Annotated in this window: 22 protein-coding genes and 1 tRNA gene; 8 read left to right on the forward strand and 15 right to left on the reverse strand. The window is 71.9% G+C overall.

All coding sequences use genetic code 11. The annotated features are described in order from the left end of the window. Positions 1–22 precede the first annotated feature (22 nt). Positions 23–616, forward strand: a complete 594-nt coding sequence (locus tag ACZ7EG_RS30910) for a TetR/AcrR family transcriptional regulator (RefSeq protein WP_471086022.1) — start codon at positions 23–25, stop codon at positions 614–616. A 19-nt stretch (positions 617–635) separates the two neighbouring features. Here the strand turns inward: ACZ7EG_RS30910 and ACZ7EG_RS30915 are convergent, their stop codons facing one another. The 5 genes from ACZ7EG_RS30915 to ACZ7EG_RS30935 form a co-directional block, all read right to left on the reverse strand. After that, positions 636–983 carry an STAS domain-containing protein gene (locus ACZ7EG_RS30915; RefSeq protein WP_471086025.1) on the reverse strand — a complete coding sequence of 116 codons (348 nt, stop codon included), beginning with the start codon at positions 981–983 and terminating at the stop codon, positions 636–638. Between the two features lie 22 nt (positions 984–1005). Next, positions 1006–2109 (reverse strand): cobalamin B12-binding domain-containing protein, encoded by a 1104-nt coding sequence (locus ACZ7EG_RS30920; RefSeq protein ID WP_471086028.1) that lies wholly within the window; start codon positions 2107–2109, stop codon positions 1006–1008. Continuing rightward, positions 2106–3722: a PP2C family protein-serine/threonine phosphatase gene (locus tag ACZ7EG_RS30925; RefSeq protein WP_471086031.1), complete on the reverse strand. Its 1617-nt coding sequence runs from the start codon at positions 3720–3722 to the stop codon at positions 2106–2108. Before ACZ7EG_RS30925 ends, ACZ7EG_RS30920 begins: the two co-directional genes overlap by 4 nt. A 280-nt stretch (positions 3723–4002) precedes the next feature. Next, positions 4003–5217 carry an acyl-CoA dehydrogenase gene (locus ACZ7EG_RS30930; RefSeq protein WP_031107879.1) on the reverse strand — a complete coding sequence of 405 codons (1215 nt, stop codon included), beginning with the start codon at positions 5215–5217 and terminating at the stop codon, positions 4003–4005. A 5-nt stretch (positions 5218–5222) separates the two neighbouring features. Further along, positions 5223–6257, reverse strand: coding sequence for a phosphotransferase family protein (locus ACZ7EG_RS30935; RefSeq protein ID WP_471086034.1), 1035 nt, complete (start codon positions 6255–6257; stop codon positions 5223–5225). A 200-nt stretch (positions 6258–6457) separates the two neighbouring features. Here ACZ7EG_RS30935 and ACZ7EG_RS30940 point away from each other — a divergent pair, with 200 nt between their 5' ends. Continuing rightward, complete coding sequence (locus ACZ7EG_RS30940; RefSeq protein WP_471086037.1) at positions 6458–7402, forward strand: NADP-dependent oxidoreductase; 945 nt, start codon at positions 6458–6460, stop codon at positions 7400–7402. Between the two features lie 21 nt (positions 7403–7423). On the opposite strand, the gene ACZ7EG_RS30945 is transcribed toward ACZ7EG_RS30940, so the two are convergent. Genes ACZ7EG_RS30945 through ACZ7EG_RS30960 form a run of 4 tightly spaced genes read right to left on the reverse strand, consistent with a single transcriptional unit; the run spans position 7424 to position 9652 of the window. After that, the gene (locus ACZ7EG_RS30945; RefSeq protein WP_471086039.1) at positions 7424–7759 is read right to left on the reverse strand and encodes a DUF202 domain-containing protein; all 336 of its coding nucleotides are present in this window, start codon (positions 7757–7759) and stop codon (positions 7424–7426) included. Then, positions 7756–8148 (reverse strand): YidH family protein, encoded by a 393-nt coding sequence (locus ACZ7EG_RS30950; protein ID WP_104778612.1) that lies wholly within the window; start codon positions 8146–8148, stop codon positions 7756–7758. The genes ACZ7EG_RS30945 and ACZ7EG_RS30950 overlap by 4 nt, the downstream gene beginning before the upstream one ends. A 10-nt stretch (positions 8149–8158) precedes the next feature. After that, positions 8159–8701 (reverse strand): NUDIX hydrolase, encoded by a 543-nt coding sequence (locus ACZ7EG_RS30955; protein WP_471086042.1) that lies wholly within the window; start codon positions 8699–8701, stop codon positions 8159–8161. A 45-nt stretch (positions 8702–8746) separates the two neighbouring features. Then, positions 8747–9652 carry a DMT family transporter gene (locus ACZ7EG_RS30960; RefSeq protein WP_471086045.1) on the reverse strand — a complete coding sequence of 302 codons (906 nt, stop codon included), beginning with the start codon at positions 9650–9652 and terminating at the stop codon, positions 8747–8749. Positions 9653–10016: 364 nt separating this feature from the next. Here ACZ7EG_RS30960 and ACZ7EG_RS30965 point away from each other — a divergent pair, with 364 nt between their 5' ends. From ACZ7EG_RS30965 to ACZ7EG_RS30980, 4 genes are all read left to right on the forward strand, one after another. Beyond that, positions 10017–10967, forward strand: coding sequence for a hypothetical protein (locus ACZ7EG_RS30965; protein WP_471086048.1), 951 nt, complete (start codon positions 10017–10019; stop codon positions 10965–10967). A gap of 34 nt (positions 10968–11001) precedes the next feature. Continuing rightward, positions 11002–12537: an APC family permease gene (locus tag ACZ7EG_RS30970; RefSeq protein ID WP_471086051.1), complete on the forward strand. Its 1536-nt coding sequence runs from the start codon at positions 11002–11004 to the stop codon at positions 12535–12537. 111 nt (positions 12538–12648) lie between these two features. Then, positions 12649–13374, forward strand: coding sequence for a molybdopterin-dependent oxidoreductase (locus ACZ7EG_RS30975; protein ID WP_471086495.1), 726 nt, complete (start codon positions 12649–12651; stop codon positions 13372–13374). Further along, the gene (locus ACZ7EG_RS30980) at positions 13358–13981 is read left to right on the forward strand and encodes a cytochrome b/b6 domain-containing protein (protein ID WP_471086054.1); all 624 of its coding nucleotides are present in this window, start codon (positions 13358–13360) and stop codon (positions 13979–13981) included. Before ACZ7EG_RS30975 ends, ACZ7EG_RS30980 begins: the two co-directional genes overlap by 17 nt. Positions 13982–14352: 371 nt before the next feature. Here ACZ7EG_RS30980 and ACZ7EG_RS30985 read toward each other — a convergent pair whose 3' ends face one another. The 4 genes from ACZ7EG_RS30985 to ACZ7EG_RS31000 are packed head-to-tail and all read right to left on the reverse strand — an operon-like array spanning position 14353 to position 18148. After that, positions 14353–15384: an L-idonate 5-dehydrogenase gene (locus tag ACZ7EG_RS30985; RefSeq protein WP_471086057.1), complete on the reverse strand. Its 1032-nt coding sequence runs from the start codon at positions 15382–15384 to the stop codon at positions 14353–14355. 17 nt (positions 15385–15401) lie between these two features. Continuing rightward, positions 15402–16166: an SDR family oxidoreductase gene (locus ACZ7EG_RS30990; protein WP_471086060.1), complete on the reverse strand. Its 765-nt coding sequence runs from the start codon at positions 16164–16166 to the stop codon at positions 15402–15404. A gap of 10 nt (positions 16167–16176) precedes the next feature. Beyond that, positions 16177–17574, reverse strand: coding sequence for a GntP family permease (locus ACZ7EG_RS30995; protein ID WP_471086063.1), 1398 nt, complete (start codon positions 17572–17574; stop codon positions 16177–16179). Between the two features lie 55 nt (positions 17575–17629). Then, the gene (locus tag ACZ7EG_RS31000) at positions 17630–18148 is read right to left on the reverse strand and encodes a gluconokinase (protein WP_471086066.1); all 519 of its coding nucleotides are present in this window, start codon (positions 18146–18148) and stop codon (positions 17630–17632) included. Between the two features lie 138 nt (positions 18149–18286). Between ACZ7EG_RS31000 and ACZ7EG_RS31005 the strand changes: the two genes are divergently transcribed. Beyond that, the gene (locus tag ACZ7EG_RS31005; protein ID WP_471086068.1) at positions 18287–18988 is read left to right on the forward strand and encodes a FadR/GntR family transcriptional regulator; all 702 of its coding nucleotides are present in this window, start codon (positions 18287–18289) and stop codon (positions 18986–18988) included. A gap of 83 nt (positions 18989–19071) precedes the next feature. Here the strand turns inward: ACZ7EG_RS31005 and ACZ7EG_RS31010 are convergent, their stop codons facing one another. Together ACZ7EG_RS31010 and ACZ7EG_RS31015 are read right to left on the reverse strand one after the other, a co-directional pair. Next, on the reverse strand, positions 19072–19446 hold the full coding sequence (locus tag ACZ7EG_RS31010; RefSeq protein WP_471086070.1) for a YchJ family protein: 375 nt from the start codon (positions 19444–19446) through the stop codon (positions 19072–19074). 63 nt (positions 19447–19509) lie between these two features. Next, positions 19510–19594, reverse strand: a tRNA-Leu gene (locus ACZ7EG_RS31015). 197 nt (positions 19595–19791) lie between these two features. Here ACZ7EG_RS31015 and ACZ7EG_RS31020 point away from each other — a divergent pair. Continuing rightward, a complete protein-coding gene (locus ACZ7EG_RS31020; protein WP_471086073.1) occupies positions 19792–21117 on the forward strand; it encodes a M20/M25/M40 family metallo-hydrolase in 1326 nt (441 codons plus the stop codon). Positions 21118–21264 lie beyond the last annotated feature (147 nt).

Below are 21264 nucleotides of genomic sequence, written 5' to 3' on the forward strand. Positions count from 1 at the left end.
AACGGAAAGGCAGGTGGCGGCAGTGCCCAGGACCACGGACTCGGACGGCACGCCCGTGCCTCAGCGGCTCCTGGCCGCCGCCACCCGGCTCTTCGCCGAGCAGGGCTACGACCGCACCTCGGTGCAGGAGATCGTCGAGGCGGCCGGCGTCACCAAGGGAGCCCTGTACCACTACTTCGGCTCCAAGGACGACCTGCTGCACGAGGTGTACGCGCGCGTGCTGCGCATCCAGCAGGAGCGGCTGGACGCCGTGGCCGGCGCCGACGAGCCGGTCGAGAAGCGGCTGCGGGCCGCAGCCGCGGACGTCGTGGTGACGACCATCGAGAACCTCGACGACGCGATGATCTTCTGGCGCTCGATGCACCACCTCAGCCCCGAGAAGAACAAGCAGGTCCGCTCCGAGCGGCGCCGCTACCACGAGCGCTTCCGCGCGCTCGTCGAGGAGGGCCAGAAGTCCGGCGTCTTCTCCGTGGCGACCCCGGCGGACCTGGTGGTCGACTACCACTTCGGCTCGGTCCACCATCTGTCCACGTGGTACCGCCCCGACGGTCCCCTCACGCCCCAGCAGGTCGCCGACCACCTGGCCGATCTGCTGCTGCGCGCCCTGCGCCCGTAGCAGCCGCCCCGCCTCCCGTTCAGGAGCGGCCGCGGCGGCTCTCCGCGGGCTCGGCCTGCTGGGGGGTCGTCAGGTACTCGTAGGTGCCGGTGAGTTCGAGCAGGCGCCGCAGCGCCGGGCCGACATTGTCGAGGTGGAAGGCGATGCCGTCCCGGCAGGCGGAGCGGTGGACCTGCAGCAGGGTCGACAGCCCCGTGGAGTCGACCAGCCCCAGCTCCCGGCAGTCCAGGTGCAGCTCCCCGACCTCCCCGCCGTCGTCGAGAGCCGTCCGCACCCGCTGGAGCAGCTCCGTGCAGGAGTCGTGGTCCAGATCGCCGGTGAGAGCCAGCCGCACGGTGTGCCGGCCGGTGCCGAAAGAGGGGGTCACGAGTTCGTCCAGCGTCTCGGGGTCAGGGGCGGGGGGCGAGCGCGCTGCGCCCGGCGTCGAGCAGCCGGCAGGCGCGGGGGAAGTCGTGCAGCTGCTCCTGGAGCAGGTCCAGGCACGCCGTCAGCGAGCGCGCCGGGACGTCGCGGGCGCTGAGCACCTCGGCGGTCCAGACCAGGAAGCCGCCGAAGACGTCGTCGGCGTCCACGTACAGGGCGGCCGTCAGGAAGCTGACGATGTGGGCGATGTCCTCGGCGGTGCGCTCACGCTGCTCGTCGCTGTAGTCCCGCATCGCGGGGAAGCGCTGTTCGAGGGACCGGAAGGTGTCGCGCACCAGGCGGCTGGAGGACTTCGCGACCAGTGTGTACTCCTGGTCGCGCAGATGCGGCAGGTCATCGGTCGCCTGGTGGACGGGCGTCGGCCGGCTCAGGGGCCCGGCCGCGAGCCGGTCCGCGGCCGCACGTGCGTCGGGTGCCCAGGCGTCGGCTCCCAGCAGACGGGCGTAGCGGCCGTCGGCACCGAAGGCGGGGCCACCGGCCATGACCGGCGAGCCGGCCGCCTGGACGGCGGTGATGGCGCTGTGCGCAAGAGGCAGCCGGGTGGGCAGCGAGCCCGACAGGCACACCGCGTCCGGGCCGGTGCGGTGGATGTGACTGATCAGGTGGGCGGTGGGGACCTGCGCCCCGAGGTAGTCCACGTGCCAGCCGCGCAGCCGCAGCGTCTCGGACACCAGGCGCGCGGGCAGGGCGTGCCACTCCTGGTCCACGCAGGCCACCGTGACGCGGCCCCGGCTGTTCGCCGGACGCCGGGCCGGCAGGACGGCGATGACACGGTCGTTGATGGCGGTGGCGGCATGCTCGTCGGCCACGCTCATACGGTTGGCCGCCCATTCGACGCCGACCTTGTGTTGGACGGCGCCGATGACGTCCAGCAGCACCGACTCGGGCTCCAGCCCGTCGGCCAGGGCGTCGGTGACGACGTCGACGGCCGCGTACTCGTCCGCCGCCCGGGCGGCGGCCCACAGCTTGTCCGCCCACGGAGCGGATCCGCCGCCGGGCGGTGAGGAGAGACGGCCGCCCACACCGTGGCGACCCGGTCTGCCACCGTGTTCGGCGATGTGCCCGGTCATGCGGTGTACCTGCCCCGGGTCGCCCCGTCCACCGCGCTGAGGTGGGCACCGCGTGGCGCGGTGATGGCCAGGACGGCGATGTCGTCGTGGCGTCCGTCGCCGATCCACTGCGAGGTGACCATCTGCACGCGCTCCACGACCGCCTCCGCGGGCATGCCGGCGCATTCGGCCGCGGCGCGCCTGAGGCGCTGGTCGCCGAACATGGTGTCGCCCAGCGGACCGCCCCTGGCCTCGGTGACGCCGTCGGTGAACAGCAGGCAGGTTTCCCCCGGCGCGAGGCGGACCCGCGCGGTGCGGGAGGTGATGGTCGGCAGGACGCCGATCAGGGTGCCGCCCGTGTCGGCCTCCTCCACGGTGCCGTCCCGCCGGATGATCAGCGGCGCGGGATGCCCGGCCGACGTGAGCCGCAGCACCACCTCGCGCTCCTCCCGGCGGACCGAGGCCATCACCAGGGTGGCGAAACGGGTGTGGTGGCTGGTCCGCATGGCGTTGTTCACCAGACGCAGCATCCGGGCGTGGTCGTCGGCCATGGGCAGCAGAGCGTGCAGGGCGTTGCGGATCTTGCCGGTGAGCACCGCGGCTTCCAGCCCCTTGCCGGCCACGTCGCCCAGCACCACGAGGGTCTCGGGGGAGTCCTCGGCGGGCGGGTGGACGTCGTAGAAGTCGCCGCCGATGCGCTCCGTGTCCTTGCTGGCCCGGTAGCCGCCCGCGAACTCCACGCCCTCCGTCTGCCGCAGGGTGGGCGGCAGGAGTTCCCGCAGGAGGGTGTCGGAGATCGAGTTCTGTTCCGCGTAGAGGCGGGCGGCCGACATCGCCGCGCCGGCCCGGGCGGCGAACAGCCCGGCCAGCGACTCCTCCGCCTCGGTGAACGCGGTCTGTTGCGCCCGGCGCAGCAGGACCAGCGCCCCGGCCGGTACGCCGAGTCCCGGAAGCGGTGTGATCACCAGTGAGCCGACCTCGCCGAACCCCGGCGGGATCAGCCAGTCCGGGGCCGTCGCGGGGTCGATCCACCGCGAGGGAACCGGAGGGAAGCCCCGCAGCGCCTCGGCGAGGCCCGGCACGGTGTCCGGCGCCTCGGACACCGTGCTGCGGATGAGCTCGCCCCGGTGGTCACAGGAGACCACCGGCAGTGTCGTGGCGGCGGTGGGCGCGATGACCAGGGCGGCATCGGCCAGGTGTTCGGTGGCGAGGCGGGCCGTCACCTCCATGCACCGTTCGAGGTTCAGCGAGGCCAGCAGGGCGGTCGAGGCCTCCGTCAGGAACCGCGTGCGTGCGCGCTCGGCCGCCAGCTCTCCCACCGCCGAGCGGTAGGCGGTCTCGTCCATCAGCCACCAGGCCGTGCCGCCGCCCGCCAGGCGGGACGGATGCGCCGAGAAGACCCGGTCGCCCACCTCACCGCCGACGGGGGCCCGCCCGGTGCGGTCGGCGGTGACGAGCCAGGCCGGGGAGGACAGGGGCTGCCCGACGCGGGCGGCGGGCAGCAGAGCACGGGCCGCGTCGTTGAGTTCCGCGATGTGCCCCTCAGCGTCCAGGACCACCACCGGGCAGGGGGCGGAGGCGGCGCTCACCGTGCTCACCGCGCCGGTGCGGGGCCTGGCCGGGGAAGAAGTCATGTACGGGGTCCCTACGCGTGACCCACACCTCACTCTGCGAAGACGGACGAGGACTGTCTCGGTGCACCGTCCCGCAGTCCGGTGTGTGGTGCAACCACCGGCCTCGCCCAGGATGCGGCGAAGGGCGAGCGCGGGGCGGGAAACCGCGCGAAACGTCCGCCCTACCCAAACGGCCGTTCACGAGACCGTGCGAAGTTTCACACCTCGACCACAACCGGCATGGCCCTCCGCCCGTGAGGAGCGAGCGGTGCGGCGGGGGCGGGCCCCGCCGCCCGCAGCGTCACACGTACCGCTTCAGCTCCCGCCGCGCCAGTGACCGCTGGTGCACCTCGTCCGGCCCGTCCGCGATCATCAGCGTCCGCGCCCCCGCGTACAGCTCCGCCAGCGGGAAGTCCTGGCTCACCCCGCCGGCACCGTGCAGCTGGATCGCCCGGTCGAGGATGTCCACCACCGCCCGCGGCGTGGCGATCTTGATGGACTGGATCTCGGTGTGCGCACCGCGATTGCCCACCGTGTCCATCAGCCACGCGGTCTTCAGCACCAGCAGCCGCAGCTGCTCCACCGTCACCCGCGCGTCCGCGATCCAGTTGTGGACCACGCCCTGCTGAGCCAGCGACTTCCCGAACGCGGTCCGGGACACGGCCCGGCGGCACATCAGCTCGATGGCCCGCTCCGCCATGCCGATCAGCCGCATGCAGTGGTGGATCCGCCCCGGCCCGAGCCGCGCCTGCGCGATGGCGAAACCGCCGCCCTCCTCACCGATCAGGTTCGACACCGGCACGCGCGCCCGGTCGAAGATCACCTCGGCGTGACCGCCGTGGTAGTGGTCCTCGTACCCGAACACCTGCATGGCCCGCTTGATGGTGACGCCCGGGGTGTCGCGCGGCACCAGCACCATCGACTGCTGGCGGCGGATGTCCTCCCCGTCCGGGTCGGTCTTGCCCATCACGATGAAGATCTTGCAGTCGGGGTGCATCGCCCCGGAGATGTACCACTTGCGCCCGGTGATGACGTACTCGTCGCCGTCGCGCTCGATGTGCGTGGTGATGTTGGTGGCGTCCGAGGAGGCCACGTCCGGCTCGGTCATCGCGAACGCCGAGCGGATCTCGCCGGCCAGCAGCGGCTCCAGCCACTGCTTCTGCTGCTGCTCGTCACCGAACTGGGTGAGCACCTCCATGTTCCCGGTGTCGGGCGCCGCGCAGTTCGTCACCGTCGGCGCCAGTTGCGGGGAGCGGCCCATGATCTCGGCGAGCGGCGCGTACTGGAGGTTGGTGAGCCCGGCCCCGTACTCGGAGTCCGGCAGGAAGAGGTTCCACAGGCCCTGCCTGCGGGCCTCGGCCTTCAGCTCCTCCACCACCGGCACGGTCTCCCACGGGGAGGCGAGCCGCTCGCGCTGCTCGTGGGCGACCGCCTCGGCGGGATAGACGTACTCGTCCATGAAGGCGAGGAGCTTGGCGCGCAGCTCTTCGGTGCGCGCGTCATAAGCGAAGTCCATGTGGATCAGCCCTCCTGGAGGCCTTCGTGGAGCGTGGTCAGTCCGTGCCGGACGAAGACGGGGACGAGGTCGCCGATGCGGTCGAAACCGCGCCCGACCGTCTGGCCCAGCGTGTAGCGGTAGTGGATGCCCTCGAGGATCACGGCGAGCTTGAACCAGGCGAAGGCCGTGTACCAGGAGACCGCGGAGACGTCGCGCCCCGAGCGCGCGGCGTACCGCTCGATCAGTTCCGACGGCGCCGGGTGCCCGGGCGCCTCGGCCGTCGTGGAGACGGGGGACTCGGGCATGCCGAGCGGCATGCTGTACATGACCAGCAGGCCGAGGTCGGTGAGCGGGTCGCCCAGCGTCGACATCTCCCAGTCGAGGATCGCCCTGATCTGGTCGTCCTCGCCGATCAGCACGTTGTCGAGCCGGTAGTCGCCGTGCACGACGGCCGGGGCGGGGGAGTGGGGCAGCTCGCGCCCGAGGGCGGCGTGCAGCTCGTCGATGCCGTCCAGGTCCCGGTTGCGCGACGCGTCCAGCTGCTTGCCCCAGCGCCGCAGCTGCCGGTCCAGGAAGCCCTCGGGCCGGCCGAAGTCCGCCAGACCCACCTCGCCCGGGTCGACGGCGTGCAGCTCCACCAGCGTGTCGACCAGGTTCAGCACCGCACCCCGGGTCCGCTCCGGCCCGAGCGGGACGAGCTGGTCGGCGGTGCGGTACGGGGTGCCGTCGACGAACTCCATGACGTAGAACGGCGACCCGAGCACCTCCTCGTCCTCGCACAGCAGCACCGGCCGCGGAACCGGCACGGCGGTCGGGTGCAGCGCGCTGATCACCCGGTGCTCGCGCTTCATGTCGTGCGCGGTGGCCAGGACGTGGCCGAGCGGGGGCCGTCTCACGACCCAGCGGGACGCGCCGTCGGAGACCGCGTAGGTGAGGTTCGACCGTCCGCCCTCGATCAGCCGGCCGGACAGCGGACCGGTCACCAGGCCGGGCCGCTCGCGGTCGAGCAGGTCGCGCAACCGTTCGAGATCCAGTCCGGGCGGATGGTCGGGGCTCATGCGTCGCTCCTAGCGGGCAGGTGAACAGTTCCCGACTCATGATGCCGACCGGTCGGTATGTCGTCCAGAGCGGGACCGAAACGTGATCGGAGCCACGATAGGCCGACGGCTCCCCCCGTGCGGCGGCCGGGGAGGTCTCAGCCGGTTCGTTCAGGCCATCCGGCTTGCGTGCCGCCCGGCGAGCCCGGAAGGTCGGAGCCATGAAGGCCATCAGCTACTCACGGTACGGCGGTCCCGAGGTGCTGGCGTTCGGGGAGGTGCGCGATCCCAAGGTCGGCCCGGACGCGGTGCTGGTCAAGGTGCGGGCGGCGTCCGTGAACCCCGTCGACTGGAAGGCCCGCGAGGGATATCTCGACGGGCTCCTCGCCCCGGTCTTCCCGGTGGTGCCCGGCTGGGACGTCTCGGGCGTCGTCGTGCGGCCGGGTGTGGCCGTCTCGGAGTTCGGCGTCGGGGACGAGGTCATCGGGTACGTGCGCGAGGACTTCCTCTCCCGCGGCACCTTCGCCGAGTACGTGGCCGCGCCCCTGCGTGCCCTCGCGCGCAAGCCGCGCAACCTCTCCTTCGAGGAGGCCGCCGGGCTGCCGCTGGTCGGGCTCACCGCCTACCAGGTGCTGGTCAAGGTGCTCCAGGTGAAGCGGGGCGAGACGGTGCTCGTGCATGCCGCGGCCGGCGGCGTCGGCTCGATCGCCGTCCAGCTCGGCGTCCACCTCGGCGCCCGGGTGATCGGTACGGCGAGCGAGTCCAACCACGACTTCGTGCGGGGCCTGGGCGGGGAGCCGGTGGCGTACGGCGAGGGCCTGGGCGAGCGGGTGCGCGGACTGGCCCCGGAGGGCGTGGACGCGGCGTTCGACACCGTCGGCGGCGACGCCCTGAAGGTGTCGGCGAACCTGCTGGCGCCCGAGGGCCGCCTGGTGTCGATCGCCGACAACGACGTGGTGACCTACGGCGGCCGCTACTACTTCGTCCGCCCCGACGCCCAGGATCTCCAGCGTGTGGCCGACCTGGCCGAGCAGGGCGTCGTCAGCGTTCACGTCGACGAGACGTTCCCCCTGGAGCGGGCCGCCGATGCGCACCGGCTGAACCAGGAGGGCCGCACCCGCGGCAAGATCGTCGTGACGGTGGACTGGGAGAGCGAGGAGGAGTGAGGGCCTGAACCTCGGGGTGCTTCACAGGACGAGGGCCGCGCCGCACACCGCCATCGCCACCGTGCACAGCACCGCGGCCGTCGCGTGCCGGGGCGCGAACGCCGCGGGGTTCGCGGCGGTCGCGAGAGCGCGGATACGCCGGTGGGCGACGTTGAGCAGGCCCAGCCAGAGCACACAGCACACGGCGCAGGCGACGATCCCGCCCGCGGAGGCCCCGCCGTGCAGCACCGTCTTCACCGCGAGCACGGCGACCACGGTGCCCGACAGCGTCGTGCGCCGCCACGCGAGCCGGGTCCGCTCGGGCTGCAGTCCGGGATCACGGTCGGGGTCCCGCTGCCGGGCGGCCGGCGCGCTCACCCTTCCCACCCCACCAGCACCACCACGACCATGGCGACGGCGACGACCGCGACGACCAGGCTCAGCAGCGCCGGGAACCGGGACACCGGCAGATCCTCACCCCGGCGCATGGCCCGCTCGCAGCGCACCCAGTGGTTGACCGCCCGCAGGGAGCACAGCACCCCGGCGGCCAGCAACGCGAGCGCCAGCCCGACCCGCCATCCCCAGCGCAGGTCGGGCAGGAACTGGTCCACGGCGAAACCGCCGCCGATCAGTGCGAGTGCGGTGCGCAGCCAGGCGAGGAAGGTGCGTTCGTTCGCCAGCGAGAACCGGTAGTCGGGTGTCTCGCCGTCCTCCCTGACCTCCGCGGGCGCGAACCACAACCGGACGTTCCGTACGAACTCGATCACGTGCGCGACCCTACCCGGGAGCCCCGGCCGGCCCGCTCGAGCCGGCCGACCGGAACGCCTTGAGCCGCTCGTACGCCGCGAGCCCGTCCGGCACCCACTCCCAGTCGGCCAGGCGCCGCTCGACCTCGGCCTCGGGCAGGAAGTCGTGCCAGGCCACCTCCTCGACCTGCGGCTGCACGGGGAGCTCGCAGCGGACCTCGTAGACCGCCGACCACCAGGTCCGGCCGGAGCCGTTGTCGTACAGGAACGTGAAGAGGTGCCGGGGCTGCGGCAGGCCCGTCACGCCGAGTTCCTCCTCGGCCTCCCGCAGGGCCGCCGCGTCGTAGGACTCGCCGGCGCCGACGACTCCGCCGACGAACATGTCGTGCAGGGAGGGGAAGACCAGCTTGGCCGGGGTGCGCCGGTGCACGAAGATCCGGCCCTCGGCGTCCCGGGCCTGGACGAAGACGCAACGGTGGCGCAGACCCAGGGCGTAGGCCTCGCCGCGCGGGGACTGTCCGATGACCTGGTCGTTCTCGTCGACGATGTCGAGGATCTCGTCAGCAGCGCTCATGCCCTCATCCAAGCAGGGCGTCGAAGGCCGGCGGGGCAAGGGCCCTCAGGGTGAGGCCGGGCTCACCGCCGGTGTGTTCACACGGGCCCGTTCCGGTGCCCCGTGCGGCATCGCCGGATGCATGCCCAGCAGCACGATCCCGGCGACGACGGCCAGCAGGCCCCCGGCCTCCCAGCTCAGGGCCACCGCGTCGGTGCGCAGCCGGTCGCCCAGGAAGCCGACGCCGCAGACGATTCCGGCGAGCGGCTGGGCCGCGGTCAGGGCGGGCAGCGACGTGCGCAGGGACGCGGTCTCGAACGCGCTCTGCACGAGGACCAGCCCCGTGACCCCGAGCGCGAGCACCGCGTACGGCTCCCAGCCGGTGAGCAACTGCGCGAAGCCGCCGTCGGAGACCTTCTGTCCGCTGACCCTGGTCAGCGCGTCCTGCACGCCGTACAGCAGCCCGGCGGCCAGGGCCAGCAGCGCCGGACCCGAGCTCAGCCGGGACCGCTTGCCGCGCGTCGTGAGCAGCAGGGCGAGCCCGATCATGATTCCGATGATCAGCCACTGCCGCACCGGATCGGCGGTCGCCGCCCCGCCCTCCGGCCGGCCCGCAACGATGAACGCGGTCACGCCGCCGGCCAGCAGGAAGAGGCCCGTCCACCCCTGGCGGCCCAGCGGCTGCCGGCTCTGCTTGCGGGAGAGCGCCAGCGCGAAGAGCAGGTTCGTCGCCAGCAGCGGTTCCACCAGTGACAGCTCGCCCTGCCCCAGTGCGGCGGCGCCCAGGCCCATGCCGACCACCATCAGCGCGATGCCGCCGAGCCAGCGGGGCACCTTCATGAGGTCGAGCAGCAGCCGGAAGGAGAGGAAATCGCTCAGCGGGGCCCGCTGGGCCGCGTTCTGCTGGAGGACGAAGCCGAAGCCGAGACAGCAGGCGGCACCCAGGGCGAGCGCCAGGACAAGAACCGACACGCGGTGTACCTCGATCGTCAGGTCGGGTCACGGTTGCGTAGGGGCCGACTGTACCGGCCGACTCCACCCGGCGCGCCCGTACGTCATGCCATCGTCGGGGGCGGCGACAGCCCACGCTATGACGTACGTCACAAAGGACGTAACGGGAAAAACGGATGCGGGTCACCCATGCCCCTCCGCCCTCTCGGATCGCAAAATCCTCACAAGTAACGGCAGTTGACGCGTGTAACGCCCCGGCGGCCCTTGACGACGACCATTGGCTCGGGGTTTGCTGTGCGTGATCAGTCCATGGCGATGCGCACATGCGCGCCCCCTTTGCCGCCGTGAGCCGAAACACCAGAAGAGCGCGTGAGGAAGTTCCGCGGTGTCCCCACCCCCGCCTCCCCTCGGCCGTGGCCGCAGACGTGCGGCGCAGGCCTTCGACGAGGCCCTCGACGACGCCGATCTCGTGGGCGCGCGCGCCGCACTGGCGCAGGGCCGCTGGCAGAACGCCCGTTCCCTGCTGGTGCACACCGGGGACGACTGGGACCGGCGCGGCCACCGCGTCACCGTTCTCGCCCGGGAGTCCTCCTGCGCCGCGTGGGCCCGGGAGTGGCTGCTCGCCGAGCCCGAGTCCGCCGACGCCACCGTGCTGCTCGCCCTCGCCCAGGTCCGGCGCGCGCTGCACGGCAAGGGTGAACCCGACCGCGCCCGTGAGGCGTGCCGGGCCGCCGCGGCCCGGGCCCCCGCCGACCCCACCCCCTGGCTGGGCCTGCTGATGCTGGAGTGCGCGGTCGGGAGCGACGAGGACGCCGTCCGCAGCTTCGAGGCGGTCCGGGGCCGGTACACCGACCACCACCACGCCCACCATCTGATGGTCGCCCGGCTCGCATCCCGCCGCACCGAGGCCGGCCCGGACCCGCTGCACGAGGTCTACGACTTCGCCAACTGGGCCGCCGAACAGGCACCCGCCGATTCCCCGCTCGCGATCCTGCCGGTCATCGCGCACGCCGAGCGCTACCGGGTGCTGGCCGGCGCCGGACACGAACCCGCCGACCCGGCCGCCTCCGGCCACTGGACGGGCCGCCGCGCCCGGCAGGTCATGAAGGCGGCCTTCGACTGGTGGCTGGAGTGGGAGCTGGAGGGGCACCCGCGGCGGCTGATCGACCTGAACTTCCTCGCCCACGCCAAGTTCTGCGAGGGACGGGGGGCCGAGGCCGCCGCCCTCTTCCACCGGATCGGCCGGCACGCCACACCGGCTCCCTGGTCGTACCCCGACCGCGACCCCCACACCGCTTTCGCCGCCGCCCGCGCCGCCGCGCTCGGCACGGCCTGACCCCCCTGACCCGACAAGTGAGGACGCTCCCCCGATGACCACCGACAGTTCGAGAACGAGCCCCTCCGCCCCCGGCGGCATCAGTACGTTCAAGGGGCAGGAGCGTGCCCTGCGGGCCGACCGGCTCGGCACCGGGGGACTGCTGCTCTCCGTCCTCGCGGCGACCGCCCCGCTCATGGTCGTCGCGGGTGTCATGCCCACCACATTCGCGGTGATGGGCATCGTCGGCCAGCCGCTGCTCTTCGTCGTCCTCGGCGTCGTCCTGATCCTGTTCAGCGTCGGATACGCCGAGATGAGCCGCCACGTCCACAACGCGGGCGCCTTCTACGCCTATATCCGCCGGGGTCTCGGCGCCACCGCCGGCGCCGGCGCCGCCCTGGTGGCCCTCGTCGCCTACAACGCGCTCCAAGTCGGCATCTACGGCATCTTCGGCTTCGAGGTCTCCGGGCTCCTCGCCACCTACGCCGACGTGCAGATCGCCTGGTGGATACCGGCGCTCGTGGCCGCGCTCGCCGTCGGGCTGCTGGGCTGGCTCAAGATCGACGTCAACGCCCGAGTGCTCGGCGTGCTGCTGGTCATCGAGGTGCTCCTGGTCGTCGTCTTCGACGTGGCCGCCCTCGCCGACCCCGGGAAGGAGGGCCTGTCGCTGCACGCCTTCAACCCCGACACCCTCACCGGCGCCGGTGTCGGCACCGCCCTGTGCTTCTGCATCGCCGCGTTCCTCGGCTTCGAGCAGGCACCGGTCTACGCCGAGGAGACCAGCCGCCCGCACGTCCTGGTGCCGCGCGTGATGTTCCTCGCCGTCGGCGGGGTCGCCGTCTTCTTCGCCCTCAGCAGCTGGGCCCTCACCGTCGCCACCGGCCCCGCCGCCATCGTCGGCACAGCCCAGAAGCAGAGCGCCGGGCTGCTGTTCTTCCTCACCGAGTCCCGCCTCGGCGGCACCTTCACGGACGTCCTGCACGTCCTGTTCGTCACCGGCATGTTCGCCGCGCTGCTCAGCTTCCACAACGTCGTCGCCCGCTACGCCTTCGCCATGGGCCGCGAGGGCCTGCTGCCCGCCGCCTTCGGCCGCACCAGCGGCAACAGCGGCGCCCCCGGCACCGGCTCGCTGCTCCAGACCGTCGTGGCCGTGGTGGTCGTGGCCGCCTTCGCGATCGCCGACGACAAGCCGGCCGGCGACCCGACCGCACCCGTCCTGCAGCTTTTCACCTGGTTCGGCAACATCGGCGCCCTCGGCGTGATCGTGCTGATGGCGGCAGCGTCCCTGTCGGTCGTCGTCTTCTTCGTCCGCCGCGGCGCCGCCGGTGCCCAGGCCTGGCGGCTGGCCACGTCCGCGCTGGCGGGCATCGCCCTGCTGGTGATCGCCGGCTACACGGTGAAGGACTTCGAGGTGCTGGTCGGCGCCGGACCCGACTCCTCGCTGAGCTGGGTGCTGCCCGGCATCATCGGCCTGGCCGCGCTGGTCGGCGTGGCCCTCGGCCTGGTGCTGCGCGCCCGCGCCCCCGAGAAGCACGCCCGGATCGGCCTCGGCAACGAGGCGTTCCAGCTCGACAAGGCGGCCTCCGCCTGAGGCGGCTTCCGTAAGAAGTGGTTACGGAAGTCTGACGCGCACCCGCGATCCCTGTCGTACGGGGGCCGCGGGTGTTCGAATGAGTACGTGAACGAGGACGTATCCAAGGGTGTGAACGACGAACACCCCGAAGAGCGGGGCACCCCGATCGGCCGCCGCGTCTTCCTCGGCACCCTCGCCCTGGGCGCCGTCGGCGTGGTCGCCGCGCCTCCGCTGCAACGCGGCCTGGAGGGCTTCCTCGGCGGCGCGGCCGACAAGGACCCCACCGGACTGACCGGCCTGCTCCCCAACGGAGGCGGCTTCCGCTACTACTCGGTCGCCTCGTCCGTCCCGCGCAAGAACGCGGACAGCTACCGCCTCACCGTGAACGGCCTGGTCGACCGCCCCGCGACCTACACCCTCGACGATCTGAGGGCCCTGCCCCAGACCCGCATGGTCCGCGACGTCCAGTGCGTCACGGGCTGGCGCGTCCCCGACACCCCCTTCGAAGGCGTCCGCCTCTCCCGGCTCCTGGACGCCGCCCGGGTACGCCCCACGGCCAAGGCCCTCCGCTTCACCTGCTTCGACGGCACGTACACCGAGAGCCTCACCCTCGACCAGGCCCGCCGCGCGGACGTCCTGGTCGCCCTGCGCATGCAGGACAAGGACCTCGGCCACTCGCACGGCGGCCCGGTCCGCCTCTACGTGGCGCCCATGTACTTCTACAAGTCCGCCAAGTGGCTCTCCGGCATCACCGTCACCGACGAGGTCCGGCCGGGCTACTGGGAGGAGCGCGGCTACGACGTCGACGCCTGGGTGGGCCGCTCGAACGGACGGGACGATGACCCTACGAGCTGACACGCCGCCGGCCATGGCCGAAGTGCGCCGCTTCACCCCACTGCAACGCTGGATCCACCGCACCACCGCCGCGCTGATGGGCGTCTGCGTCGTCACGGCGGCCTGCCTCTACATCCCCCAGCTCGCCGAACTCGTCGGCCGCCGCGCCCTGGTCGTCACCCTGCACCAGTGGTCGGGCCTCGCCCTGCCCGTCCCCGCCCTGGCCGGCCTCGCCTCCCGGGCGTTCCGCGCCGACCTCGGCCGCCTCAACCGCTTCGGCCCGCACGACCGCACCTGGCTGCGCGCTGCCCTGCACCGCGACAAACGCCACGCGTCCCGCCCCGCGGCCAAGTTCAACGCCGGACAGAAGCTCTACACCGCCTGGATCGCCGGCGCCACACTGGTCATGCTCGCCACGGGCCTGATGATGTGGTTCACCCACCTCACCCCCCTGCTCTGGCGCACCAGCGCCACCTTCGTCCACGACTGGCTGGCCCTCACCATCGGCATCGTCCTGGCCGGCCACATCGGCATGGCTCTGGCGGACCCCGAGTCCAGGAGGGGCATGCGCACAGGCAAGGTGAGCAGAGAGTGGGCGAAGCGAGAGCACCCCCTATGGCGCCCCTAGTTCCCGTGCCCCAGGGCCGCGGGGAACTGCGCGATCAGCCGCGACGCACCTGCACTTGTGAGGCGCCCTCGGTCGCTGGCCGCCTCAGGGGCGCGGGGAACTGCGCGATCAGCCGCGACGCACCTGCACTTGTGAGGCGCTCTCGGTCGCTGGCCGCCTCAGGGGCGCGGGGAACTGCGCGATCAGCCGCGACGCACCTGCACTTGTGAGGCGCTCTCGGTCGCTGGCCGCCTCAGGGGCGCGGGGAACTGCGCGATCAGCCGCGACGCACCTGCACTTGTGAGGCGCCCTCGGTCGCTGGCCGCCTCAGGGGCGCGGGGAACTGCGCGATCAACCGCAACGCACCTGCACCCGCCCGACGACGGAATCCGTCAGGACGAAGGCGCGAAATCCAACAGCACCTTGCAGGACCGACTCCGATCAGCGGCCAGGGCGAAAGCCGACTCGGCCTCCCCCACGGGAACCACCGCACTGATCAGCCCGTCGAACGCCGGCTCGCCGGCCAGCAGCGCCAACGCATCATCGAACTCACCGTCGAAGCGAAACGCCCCCCGCAGCTCGATCTCACGGCTCACCACCAGGTTCCCGGCGAACGGACTGTGCCCCGCCGGCAACATCCCCAGCTGCACGACGACCCCACCCCGCCGCACCCGCCGCAGACACGCGTCCAGCCCCGAGGCCACCCCGGACGCCTCGACGGCCACATCGACCTCGTCCGGCCACCGAGGGTCATCAGGATCATCGGCCCGTACGGCGCTCCCGGCCCCGGCGATCCGCCCGAACTCCAACGCCTCGGGCAGCAGATCCGAGACCGTGACGTGCGCGGCCCCGGCCGCCTTCGCCGCCGCGACCACCAGACACCCGATGGGCCCGGCGCCCGTCACCAGCACATGCCGCCCCGCCACCTCCCCGGCCCGCCGCACCGCGTGCAGTGCGACCGCCAAGGGCTCGGCCAGCGCCGCCCGCCGCGGCTCCAGCCCGTCCGGCAGCGCCCGCACCTGCCCGGACGGCACGACCACCCGGTCCGCGAAACCGCCCTGCACATGCGGAAACCGCGCCGCACTCCCGAGATACCGGGTGTCCCGGCAGACATTGCGCCGCCCGCCCCCGCACTCCGGACACCTCCCGCACGGGGTCGCCGGATGCACGGCGACCGCAGTACCCGGAGCCGGACCCGCAGCACCGGGGCCGTATTCCACAACCGTCCCCACGACCTCGTGCCCGAGCACCATCGGCTCCCTCAGCCGGAAGTCACCGACTCCGCCGTGCCGCCAGTAGTGCAGATCGGACCCGCACACCCCGCCGTACCGCACGGCGATCAGCGCCTGCCCCGGCCCGGGCTCAGGCACCGGCAGCTCCGCCACCCGCAGATCGCCCTGACCGTAAATCACACAACCCCGCATCGAAGCCTCCCGGCAGGTCACAGCACGCTCGTCATACCGCCGTCGACATACAGCACCTGCCCGCTGACGAAGTCCGCCGCGGGGGAGGCCAGGAACAGCACCCCGCCTACCAGGTCCTGCGTACGCCCCCAGCGCCCGGCGGGGGTGCGCCGCCGCACCCAGGAGCTGAACTCCTCGTCCTCCACCAGCGGCCGGGTCAGCTCGGTCTCGATGTAGCCCGGGCCCAGGCCGTTGACCTGCACCCCGTACGGCCCCCAGTCCGCGCACATGCCCTTGGTGAGCATCTTCAGCGCGCCCTTGGTGGCGGCGTACGGCGCGATCCCGGGCCGTACCACCTCGCTCTGCAGCGAGCAGATGTTGATGATCTTCCCGTGGCCGCGTTCCGTCATCCGGCGCGCCGCCTCACGGCCGACCAGGAAGGCACTGGTCAGGTTGGTGTCCAGGATGCGGTGCCAGTCGGACTCGCCGAACTCCAGCAGCGGGGCCCGCAGTTGCATGCCCGCGTTGTTGACGAGGATGTCGAGCGGGCCCACCCGCTCCTCGACCTCGGCGACCCCCGAGGCCACCGATGATCCGTCGGTCACGTCGAACGCGGCCGTGTGCACCCGGCCGCCGGGCAGCCCGGCGGCGGCCTCGGCGAGCCGGTCCTTGTCACGTCCGTTCAGCACGACCGTGCAGCCGGCCTCCGCCAGACCGCGCGCGAGCGCGAGTCCGATGCCCCGGCTGGAGCCGGTGACCAGGGCCGTACGGCCGCGGATGTCGAAGAGGGGGTGAGCCGTCATCGCCGCACTCCTAGATCACGAGGGACAACAGCAGGACCAGACCGCCGGCGACCACCGAGATGATCGTCTCCATCACGGACCACGTCTTGATGTTCTGGCCGACACTCAGCCCGAAGTACTCCTTCACCATCCAGAACCCGGCGTCGTTGACGTGGCTGAAGAAGAGCGAGCCGGCGCCGATGGCGAGGACGAGCAGGGCGGCGTGCGTGGTCGACATGTCGGCCGCGAGCGGGGCGACCAGACCGGCCGCCGAGACCGTGGCCACCGTCGCCGAACCCGTCGCCAGACGGATCACCACCGCGATCAGCCAGGCCAGCAGCAGCGCGGGGATGGCCCAGTCCTTGGAGACGTCCAACACCATCTGTCCCACACCGGTGTCGATCAGCGTCTGCTTGAAGCCGCCGCCCGCGCCGACGATCAGCAGGATGCCCGCGATCGGCATGAGGCTCTTCTCGACCAGCGGCGAGATCCGCTCCTTGGAGAACCCGGCTGGCCGCAGCAGCGTGAAGATGCCGACCAGCACCGAGGCGAGCAGGGCGATCATGGGGGCGCCGATGACGTCGAAGACGCGCTGCACCGGGTTCTCGGGGTCGTCCACGACGATGTCGACCAGCGCCTTGGCGAGCATGAGGATCACCGGAAGCAGCACGGTGAAGAGCGTGGCACCGAAGCCGGGGCGCTTGTCGAGCTCTTCGGAGGGGCGCTGCGGGATCATCTTCTCGGGGGCCGGGACGTCGACCCAGCGGGCCGCGTACTTCGAGAACACCGGGCCGGCGATGATCACGGTGGGTATGGCGACGAGGACACCGAGCGCCAGCGTCACACCGAGGTCGGCGCCGACGGCGTCGATCGCGACCAGCGGACCGGGGTGCGGCGGCACCAGGCCGTGCATCACGGACAGGCCCGCGAGCGCCGGGATGCCGATGCGCATCAGCGAGTAGTTGCCGCGCTTGGCCACCATCAGCACGACCGGGATCAGCAGGACGATGCCGACCTCGAAGAACAGCGGCAGTCCGATCACGGAGGCGATCAGCACCATCGCCCACGGCATCGACCGCCCGCCGGCCTTCTCCAGGATGGTGTCGACGATCTGGTCGGCGCCTCCGGAGTCGGCGAGCATCTTGCCGAGGATCGCCCCGAGGGCGATCAGCACACCGACGCCGGCGACCGTGGTGCCGAGGCCGGTGCTGAAGCTGATGAGCACTTTGTCCAGCGGCGCCCCGGCGATCGCGCCGAGCGCCAGCGACCCGAGGGTCAGGGACAGGAAGGCGTGCAGCTTGAACCTGGTGATGAGCAGGACGATGACGGCGATGCCCGCCAGGACGGCGATGCCCAGCTGAGCGTGGCCGGCCGAGGTGATCGGCTCGGGTGCGTCCGCTGCCAGCATCTCGACGCTGAGTCTGGTCACGGGGTGGGTTCCCTTGCGTTGGGGGAGTAGGGGAGGGAGGAGCGGCCGCCAGGGGTTACTGGACGGGGTCGGGGAGGTCCTCCAGGGCGAGCGCCGCCCGCCGGGTGATCTCCTTGGGACTGCCCGAGACGTTCACCTCGACCCCCGCCTCGTCCGCCTCCAGGGGCTGGAGCGTGGCGAACTGGGAGTCGAGGAGCGCCGTGGGCATGAAGTGCCCCTGCCGGTGCGACATCCGGTCCTCGATCAGCGCGCGGTCACCGGCGAGGTGCACGAAGACCACGCCGGGTGCGGCGGCCCGCAGCCGGTCGCGGTACGACCGCTTCAGTGCCGAGCAGCTGACCACCCCGCCGAGCCCGGCCCGCCCGTGCGCCCACGCGCCGATGGCGTCGAGCCACGGCAGGCGGTCCTCGTCGGTGAGCGGGGTACCGGCCGACATCTTGGCGATGTTGGCCTGGGGGTGGAAGTCGTCGCCCTCGGCATAGGGAACGCCGATCCGGGCCGCGAGCAGGGGACCGATGGTGGTCTTGCCTGTGCCCGCTACGCCCATGACCACGACGACGTGGGGGGTGTTCATCGCTGCCTCACTGTCTGCTGTCCGAGGTCGACACGTGATGTCGACGCAACTGAAACCCATTAGGTACGACGAATTCAAGAGCCCGTCATCAATAAGTCTGACTTTTTGTCTCCGTGATCTACCCCGTACGCTGAGTGCATGAGCACACCGGGCCGGGGGCTGCACGGCCATGTACTGGACACCCTCGGCCCCGAGATCACGGCGGGCGAGTATCCGCCGGGCAGTGTCCTGCGCACCGACGAGCTCGCCCAGCGTTTCGACGTGTCGCGCTCCGTGATGCGCGAGGCGGTCCGCGTCCTGGAGTCCATGTACCTGGTCGAGTCACGCCGCCGCGTCGGCGTGACGGTCCGCCCGAAGTCCGAGTGGAACGTCTACGACCCGCAGGTCATCCGCTGGCGCCTGGCCGGTGCGGACCGGCCCCGGCAGCTGCGGTCCCTCACGGTGCTGCGCTCGGCGATCGAACCGGTCGCGGCCGGCCTCGCCGCCCGGCACGCCACGGCGGAGCAGTGCGCCGAACTCACCGAATGCGCCCTCGGTATGGTCGCCCACTCACGCGGCCACAAACTGGAGGGCTACCTCCTGCACGACGTCGCCTTCCACCGCGTCGTCCTGGAGGCTTCCGGCAACGAGATGTTCGCCCGCCTCGGCGACGTCGTCGCCGAGGTCCTGACCGGCCGCACCCAGCACGACGTGATGTTCGAGGACCCCGACCCGGCCGCCGTCACCCTGCACGTCCAGGTCGCCGAGGCGGTCCGCGCGGGAGACGCCGCCCGCGCGGAGGAACTGACCCGCGAGATCACCGTCGGCGCCCTCCAGGAACTCGACATCCTGGCGCCGTAGCCCCGGCGCCGCCGGGAACTCCCCGCCGTGCCTCCGTTGCCCCCGCTGCGCCTGGGCTCCCCGTCGTCCCGCCGTTGCCGCCGCTACGCCGGAAACTCCCCGTCGACGTACACCCAGGCCCCGTCGACCCGCTCGAACCGGCTCCGCTCGTGCAGCGCCCCGCCCCGGTACGACGCCCGGAACTCCACGGTCCCGGTGGAGTGGAACGCCGAGCCGCCGCTCGCGCCCAGGATCTCCAGCCCGGTCCACCGCATCCCCGGATCCAGCTCCAGCTGTCCCGGCCGCGTCCGCGGATGCCAGGTGCGCAGCAGATACCCGGCGTCGCCCCGCACGAAGGCGCAGTACCGCGACCGCATCAACGCCTCGGCGGTCGGCGCTGCGGCGGACCCCGAGTGGTAACGGCCGCAGCACGCCTCGTACGCCTCGGGGAGCCCGCACGGGCAGGAACGCCTGGTCATGGTCACCTCTCCGCGGAAACGCCCGAGGGCCGTGACCTCGCGGTCACGGCCCTCAGTTTCATGTGTCCGAGGGGGGACTTGAACCCCCACGCCCGATAAAGGGCACTAGCACCTCAAGCTAGCGCGTCTGCCATTCCGCCACCCGGACAAGGTGTCTGTCGCGTGGGTTCTCCCCGCGGCGACGACGTAAACATTACCAGGCTTTCAGGGGTGGCCGATCACCCCCCGTCCGCACCCCGGTGAGGCGTGAACGGCGTGTGACGGGCCGGGAGCGCTCTTGGGGTGCGGGCCGGGGAGAGAGAGGATGAGGGGGGACCCACCAGCAGTGACACCGGGAGGAAGCACGTGAGCGAGACGGACACGGCCAGGAGCGTCACCGGCGAGGACGAGGTCGTGGACCTCTGCCGCGAGCTGATCCAGATCGACACCAGCAACTACGGCGACCACTCGGGTCCGGGCGAGCGCAAGGCGGCCGAGTACGTCGCCGAGAAGCTCGCCGAGGTCGGGCTCGAACCGCAGATCTTCGAGTCCCACCCGGGCCGCGCCTCCACGGTGGCCCGGATCGAGGGCGAGGACCCCTCCCGGCCCGCGCTCCTCATCCACGGCCACACCGACGTCGTACCGGCCAACGCCGACGACTGGACCCACCACCCCTTCTCCGGCGAGGTCGCCGACGGCTGCGTGTGGGGCCGCGGGGCCGTCGACATGAAGGATATGGACGCGATGACCCTCGCGGTCGTCCGCGACCGGCTGCGCAGCGGGCGCAAGCCCCCGCGCGACATCGTCCTCGCGTTCCTCGCCGACGAGGAGGCGGGCGGCACCTACGGCGCCAAGCACCTCGTGCGCAACCACCCCGACCTCTTCGAGGGCGTCACCGAGGCGATCAGCGAGGTGGGCGGTTTCTCGTTCACCGTCAGCGAGCAGCGGCGGCTCTACATGATCCAGACGGCCGAGAAGGGCATGCACTGGATGAAGCTCACCGTGGCCGGCACCGCCGGGCACGGATCGATGATCCACCGGGACAACGCGATCACCGAGCTGTCGGAGGCCGTCGCGCGGCTCGGGCGGCACAACTTCCCGGTGCGCGTCACCAAGACCACCCGCGCCTTCCTCGACGAGCTCGGCGACGCGCTCGGCACCGAGCTCGACCCGGAGGACATGGAGTCGACCCTCGTCAGGCTCGGCGGCATCGCCAAGTTCATCGGCGCGACCCTGAGCAACACGGCCAACCCCACGCAGCTCGGTGCCGGTTACAAGGTCAACGTCATCCCGGGCGAGGCGACCGCCCACGTCGACGGACGGTTCCTGCCCGGCCACGAGGAGGAGTTCCTCGCCGACCTCGACCGGATCCTCGGCCCGAACGTGCGCCGCGAGGACGTCCACGCCGACAAGGCCGTCGAGACCACCTTCGACGGGGCGCTCGTGGGGGCGATGCAGTCCGCGCTGCTGGCCGAGGACCCGACCGCCAAGGCGATCCCCTACATGCTCTCCGGCGGGACGGACGCCAAGTCCTTCGACGACCTGGGCATCCGGGGCTTCGGCTTCGTGCCGCTGAAGCTGCCGCCGGAGCTGGACTTCGCCGGAATGTTCCACGGCGTGGACGAGCGGGTGCCGGTGGAGGGCCTGCAGTTCGGCGTGCGGGTGCTCGACCGATTCATCGACTTGTCCTGAACCACCGCTGCGAAACGCCGGTATTCGGTCGCACGTACGGAATGGACTGGGAAGAGTGAATGCGACCATAAGCTCGTAGCCTCATTACTCCCTCCTCGTTACAGGTAATGCGATCGCAAGATGGGTCGCTTTGCCAACTAGGAGGAA

Source organism: Streptomyces sp. NPDC037100 (assembly GCF_055606225.1).

Coding starts and splice junctions, on each gene's coding strand:
- ACZ7EG_RS31005 (WP_471086068.1), top strand. CDS start 18,287: ATGAGCACACCGGGCCGGGGGCTGCACGGCCATGTACTGGACACCCTC.
- ACZ7EG_RS30930 (WP_031107879.1), bottom strand. CDS start 5,217: ATGGACTTCGCTTATGACGCGCGCACCGAAGAGCTGCGCGCCAAGCTC.
- ACZ7EG_RS30990 (WP_471086060.1), bottom strand. CDS start 16,166: ATGACGGCTCACCCCCTCTTCGACATCCGCGGCCGTACGGCCCTGGTC.
- ACZ7EG_RS30985 (WP_471086057.1), bottom strand. CDS start 15,384: ATGCGGGGTTGTGTGATTTACGGTCAGGGCGATCTGCGGGTGGCGGAG.
- ACZ7EG_RS30925 (WP_471086031.1), bottom strand. CDS start 3,722: ATGACTTCTTCCCCGGCCAGGCCCCGCACCGGCGCGGTGAGCACGGTG.
- ACZ7EG_RS30955 (WP_471086042.1), bottom strand. CDS start 8,701: ATGAGCGCTGCTGACGAGATCCTCGACATCGTCGACGAGAACGACCAG.
- ACZ7EG_RS30920 (WP_471086028.1), bottom strand. CDS start 2,109: ATGACCGGGCACATCGCCGAACACGGTGGCAGACCGGGTCGCCACGGT.
- ACZ7EG_RS30980 (WP_471086054.1), top strand. CDS start 13,358: ATGACCCTACGAGCTGACACGCCGCCGGCCATGGCCGAAGTGCGCCGC.
- ACZ7EG_RS31000 (WP_471086066.1), bottom strand. CDS start 18,148: ATGAACACCCCCCACGTCGTCGTGGTCATGGGCGTAGCGGGCACAGGC.
- ACZ7EG_RS31010 (WP_471086070.1), bottom strand. CDS start 19,446: ATGACCAGGCGTTCCTGCCCGTGCGGGCTCCCCGAGGCGTACGAGGCG.
- ACZ7EG_RS30935 (WP_471086034.1), bottom strand. CDS start 6,257: ATGAGCCCCGACCATCCGCCCGGACTGGATCTCGAACGGTTGCGCGAC.
- ACZ7EG_RS30970 (WP_471086051.1), top strand. CDS start 11,002: ATGACCACCGACAGTTCGAGAACGAGCCCCTCCGCCCCCGGCGGCATC.
- ACZ7EG_RS30940 (WP_471086037.1), top strand. CDS start 6,458: ATGAAGGCCATCAGCTACTCACGGTACGGCGGTCCCGAGGTGCTGGCG.